Here is a 4,363-nt window from a genome sequence, read left to right on the forward strand (position 1 = left end):
CGGGCCCCCCGAGCCGGCCGACTGCGTCACGGCGGACCTCGGCATGACAGACATGGTGACAGGCACCGCTTTACAGTCGGCGCCCGGCTGGGCCCGGTAATGATACCGCCGTCAGCCGCCGCCGTCCGGCGTCCGCGGCGTCACTCACCCCCTATGTACGAAGTCGGCGGCAGGAAGTGAATGCCCTGCGACCATGGGTAAAACCGATGGCGAGATAACGGAAAGGGATTAGATCAGAACTTTCCGTGTTGTCGACGAAGGCCGGGGGGCACGGTGGCCGGATCGGTGGCGGTTGTACTGGGATTTCCACTCCTGCTGATGGTCGGCATGCTGGCCATGCAGCGGGTGGAACAAATGATCGAACGGGTGCGACGGCCGGCGCTGCGGGCCGTCCCGGACCTGGACGACACCTGCGTCGGGGTGGTTGAGGAGACCGGACCGCCCCCGGCCCGGCTTCTGCGGCTGATCGTGTCCCGACACGCCGTCCGCCCCTGACCGACAGCCCGACGTCACCAGCCCCGGCATGCGCCGGGGCTGGTGAGAAGGATGCGTGGAAAAGATGACGCCGGTCAGCGTGGCGCGGAGCCGCTGACGGGCCGCGGGCTGATCAGCGCGCGGAGCTGGTGGCGGTGGCTCTGGGCGTCCCGGTGGCCGGCCGTCGCGGCCCGGGCTCGACCTGCAGCCGGCCGGTCAGGCCGGTGGAACGCAACAACGCCATGAACGCCGGGGACGCCCCCCGGATCCGCACGGTCGAGTGGACCCCGCGCAACAGCAGGTCGGCCCGCAGGAGCGCGGCCATCCCCGCGATGTCAATGGCGCTCAGACCATCGACGTCCACCACCACGTCGGTGCCGCCACGGCCGAGCAGCTCGTGGATCTGCTGACGGAATCGCAACCGGCCACGGGTGTCGAGCTCGCCGTCGAGTACGATGATCACTTCGCACTCGGACTGCGTCACCGACATCCGCAGCCGACCGGCCTGCACCTGCATGCTTTTGCCCCCCGGTGATACCGCCGGTTCCCCGCCACTGTCACCCGTTGCCACACCTCCGGATGAGACCGGATGAGAATCGTCAACAGCCGTGGTCTTTCCCCGAGCCACGAGATACACACACTCGACACAACGATACTACCGAGCGTGACCAAAGATTCCGACTCCCACGGGGCGCGGGCCCGGTGGGAGCTGCCGGGCGGCCAGCGGGCGGGTCCTGACGGTCACCAGGCCAGCGCCGCGGGCCGGCACCGGGGTCACCGCGGGGCGCGTCGGGCCTCGCGAAAGCGGCGAATGAGGCTGTTGGTGGAACTGTCGTGGGCCAGCCGTCCGGCATCGGCGGCCTCGGCGAGATCGTCACCGTCCGTGGTATCCGCCGACAGTTCCGGAATGATGCGCTGTGCCAGCAGTTTGCCGAGCTCCACCCCCCACTGGTCGAAACTGTTGATGTCCCAGAGCACGCCCTGGGTGAAGACCTTGTGCTCGTACAGGGCGATGAGCTGGCCGAGGGTGAACGGCGTCAGCCGGTCCGCGAGAATCGTGTTGGTCGGCCGGTTCCCCGGGAACGTCCGGTGCGGGACGAGGGCGGGGTCGACCCCTTCGGCGGCGACCTGTTCGGCGCTGCGGCCGAAGGCGAGCGCCTCGGTCTGGGCGAAGAAGTTCGCCATCAGCAGGACGTGGTGGTCCGTCCCCCCGCCCCGACCTGTCCGCACGTCGTGGTTCGGGTGGACGAAGCCGATGAAGTCGGCCGGGACCAGCGCGGTGCCCTGGTGGATGAGCTGGAAGTAGGCGTGCTGGCCGTTGGTCCCGGGCGTGCCCCACACCACCGGGCCGGTGGGCGTGGACACCGGCCGGCCGGAGCGGTCCACGGACTTGCCGTTGCTCTCCATGTCGAGCTGCTGAAGGTATGCCGGGAACCGTCCCAGATAGTGGCTGTAGGGCAGCACGGCATGGGTCTGCGCGCCGAAGAAGTCCCGGTACCACAGGCCGAGCAGCCCCAGCAGCACCGGCAGGTTCCGGTCGAACGGAGCCGTCCGGAAGTGGACGTCCATCGCGTGGAACCCGGCGAGCAGGTCACGGAAGTGCTCCGGCCCGATCGCCAGCATCAGGGAGAGGCCGATCGCGGAGTCCACCGAGTACCGCCCACCGACCCAGTCCCAGAACTCGAACATGTTGGCGCTGTCGATACCGAACCCGGTCACCTCCGCCGTGTTCGTCGACACCGCCACGAAGTGGAACGGGACGGCGTCCGGCCCGAGCGCGTCGGTCACCCAGGCGCGGGCGGTGCGGGCGTTCGCGAGCGTCTCCAGGGTGGTGAACGTCTTGGACGAGACGACGAACAGCGTCTCGGCCGGGTCGAGGTCGTGGGTCGCCTCCCAGATGTCGGTGCCGTCGACGTTGGAGACGAAGCGGAACCGTATCGACCGGTCGGAGTAGTCCAGCAGCGCGTCGTACGCCATGGCCGGGCCGAGGTCCGAGCCGCCGATCCCGATGTTCACGACCGTCCGGATGTGCTTTCCGGTGGCGCCCCGCCAGACCCCGGAACGGACCTTGTCGGCGAACGCGGACATCCGCTGGAGCACGGCGTGCACCGCGGGCACCACGTTCACGCCGTCCACCTCGATGACGGCGTCCGCGGGGGCGCGCAGCGCGACATGGAGCACCGCCCTGCCCTCGGTCGTGTTGATCCGCTGGCCGGTGAACATGGCTTCGATCTGCTCCCGCAGCCGGGCCCGTTCGGCCAGGGCGACCAGCAGCTCCACCGTCCGGGCGGTGATTCTGTTCTTGGAGAAGTCGAGGTGGAGGCCGTCGGCCGCCGCGGTGAACGTCTCGCCCCGACGCGGGTCGTCGTCGAACAGGCCGCGCAGATGGACACCGGCAAGCTCAGCGTGGTGCTTCTCGAGCGCCGCCCATTCCGGCGTGCCGGTTATCAGGGAATCGTGCTGGACAGCACCAGGGGACGGCTCGATGGACGACATGATCTTCGGGAACCTCCCGGTTGGACGGCTGCGGGCGCGGGCGCGGCTGCGACATGCCCACGATGCTGCATGCCCCCGCGCCGGGTCCACGTCACCGCATGCCCAGCAGGTCACCGCGCGCGTCACCCGGCGGGCCGCCGCGACGGCGCGGTACCGCCGGGAACCGGCACAGGCCGCCCACCAGTCGATGTGACACTGTGAATGCGAATAGATCATGAACGTGACCGGCTGTCACTGGCTATGATCTGTGTCACCCATCTGTCAGCGTCGGTTGTGACCCGCGACGGGATCGGCGGACGGTGACGGTCGTACACTCACGACTGTTTTGCGGCTCCGACACGGATGCGGGAATGGCTGTCCATACGGTGGCGGACGGAACTGACCTTTGTTGATTGATCGCTCGCTGGTGGAGGCCGCTCTCCCCGGCTACCAGGTCGAAGGCGAACTCGGCCGCGGTGGCTACGGGCTGGTCCTCGGCGGCCGTCATCGGCTGATCGGCCGCAACGTCGCGATCAAGGTGCTGCTCGACACGGCCAACGACGCGGACTTGCGGGCCCGCTTCCTCGCCGAGGCCCGCGTCCTGGCCGAACTCGACCACCCGCACATCGTGCGCATCCATGACTACATCGAGCATCGGGGCAGCTGTCTGCTCGTCATGGAACTGCTCCCCGGCGGCACCCTGCGCCAGCGGCTGGCGACCGGCCCGATCTCCCCGGAGGCCACCTGCGCGCTGGGCCTGGCGGCCGCGGCGGCGCTGCAGGCCGCGCACGCCCACAACGTCCTGCACCGGGACATCAAGCCCGACAACATGATGTTCGCCTCCGACGGGCTGCTGAAGGTCACCGACTTCGGCGTCGCGAAGATTTTCGAGGGCACCGAGACGACCGCCAGCGGGATTCTCGGGACGCCGCGTTACATGGCCCCCGAGCAGATCACCGGAGGGCGGCTGCACGCCTCCACCGATCTCTACGCGCTCGGCGGGGTGCTCTACGAATTACTCGCTCAACGGCCTCTTTTCGGCCGTTCCCTGTCCGTGGGCGAGCTCGTCAACCACCATCTCAACGTCACCCCGCTTCCGCTCGAGGGCATACCCGCCGCCATCAACGCGGTCATCATGCGCGTGCTGGCCAAGGAACCCGCCGCCCGCTTCGGCGGCGCCACCGAATTCGCCCTTGATCTCGCCCAGGCCGCCGCGGGCTCGTTCGGTCCGAGCTGGCTCACCCGCAGCGGCATCAAGGTGCGGGTGGACGACGAGGTGCGGCACGCGGCGCTGGGTCAGGTGTCCGGGTCGAATCCGTCCGCTCAGGGTGCCCAGGCACAGCCCCGACAGCCCGCAACGCCGGGATCCGGGCCCCAGCAGCCGCCGCGGCCGTGGCCGGCTGGCGCGCAGCCG

General features: G+C 69.3%; 4 protein-coding genes and 1 pseudogene. 3 read left to right on the plus strand and 2 right to left on the minus strand.

Annotation, left to right across the window (positions count from 1 at the left end; translation table 11 throughout):
- Nucleotides 1–285 precede the first annotated feature (285 nt).
- On the plus strand, nt 286–495 hold the full coding sequence (locus FrCorBMG51_RS14315) for a hypothetical protein (RefSeq protein WP_131774138.1): 210 nt from the start codon (nt 286–288) through the stop codon (nt 493–495).
- 112 nt (nt 496–607) lie between these two features.
- On the opposite strand, the gene FrCorBMG51_RS14320 is transcribed toward FrCorBMG51_RS14315, so the two are convergent.
- Both FrCorBMG51_RS14320 and pgi read right to left on the minus strand, forming a co-directional pair.
- Complete coding sequence (locus FrCorBMG51_RS14320; protein ID WP_047223567.1) at nt 608–991, minus strand: STAS domain-containing protein; 384 nt, start codon at nt 989–991, stop codon at nt 608–610.
- A 257-nt stretch (nt 992–1,248) separates the two neighbouring features.
- Entirely contained in the window at nt 1,249–2,970 is a 1,722-nt protein-coding gene (gene pgi, locus FrCorBMG51_RS14325) for a glucose-6-phosphate isomerase (protein ID WP_047223568.1), read from the minus strand.
- On the opposite strand from pgi, the gene FrCorBMG51_RS14330 reads away from it, so the two are divergent.
- Both FrCorBMG51_RS14330 and FrCorBMG51_RS34800 read left to right on the plus strand, forming a co-directional pair.
- On the plus strand, nt 2,960–3,163 hold the full coding sequence (locus tag FrCorBMG51_RS14330; protein WP_047223569.1) for a hypothetical protein: 204 nt from the start codon (nt 2,960–2,962) through the stop codon (nt 3,161–3,163). The two genes, pgi and FrCorBMG51_RS14330, sit on opposite strands and share 11 nt — an antisense overlap.
- A gap of 213 nt (nt 3,164–3,376) precedes the next feature.
- Nucleotides 3,377–4,060 (plus strand): annotated as a pseudogene (locus tag FrCorBMG51_RS34800) (serine/threonine-protein kinase); the annotation flags it as partial.
- Between the last annotated feature and the right edge of the window lie 303 nt (nt 4,061–4,363).

This window comes from Protofrankia coriariae (genome assembly GCF_001017755.1).
GTDB lineage: Bacteria > Actinomycetota > Actinomycetes > Frankiales > Frankiaceae > Protofrankia > Protofrankia coriariae.